Here is a 503-nt window from a genome sequence, read left to right as displayed (position 1 = left end):
TCCGCGTTGAGTGGGATCGAGAAGTCTCAGGCGATGCTCGAGGAACAGGGCCTGCGCGTGGATGTCGTGTCGCGGGTCGATGTCCCCTTCGGGCCGGTGCTCGCGGCCCGTCGGGACATGCTCGCACAGCGTGGAGTGATCTGTCCCGGGCAGCGCAGCGAGGAGCTTGTCGTGCTGCGGGCGGTCAAGTGAGGGGCCCTGCGGGTGCCGGCGCCCAGACTGTGACTCCCCGCCCATGGCCTCGAGTCGAGGACACCTCATCCCCGGCACCGCCCTGTGCGCGTGGTGACGGACCGGATGCGACGAGAATCGCGAGGCGGATGTGATCTCCGGTACCAACCTGCCGGAGCCGGGGCACGCACAAGTGATCCCTCTGACGGCGGCGCAGCGCTCCATATGGTTCGCCCAGCAACTCACCCCCGACGTCCCGTACGTCATCGCCCAGTATGTGGAGCTTCGCGGGCCGGTCGACCTCGACCTGCTGGCCGAGGCGAGCGAGCAGG

At 68.8% G+C, this 503-nt stretch carries 1 pseudogene; it reads left to right on the top strand.

The window, feature by feature from the left end:
• Positions 1-192, top strand: a pseudogene (locus tag P3H15_RS54505) (methyltransferase); the annotation flags it as partial.
• Positions 193-503 lie beyond the last annotated feature (311 nt).

It is taken from the genome of Rhodococcus sp. T2V, assembly GCF_029269925.1.
Taxonomy (GTDB): domain Bacteria; phylum Actinomycetota; class Actinomycetes; order Mycobacteriales; family Mycobacteriaceae; genus Rhodococcus_F; species Rhodococcus_F koreensis.
The sequence above is the reverse complement of the archived record's forward strand: the minus strand, read 5'-3'. Positions and strand labels throughout refer to the sequence as shown.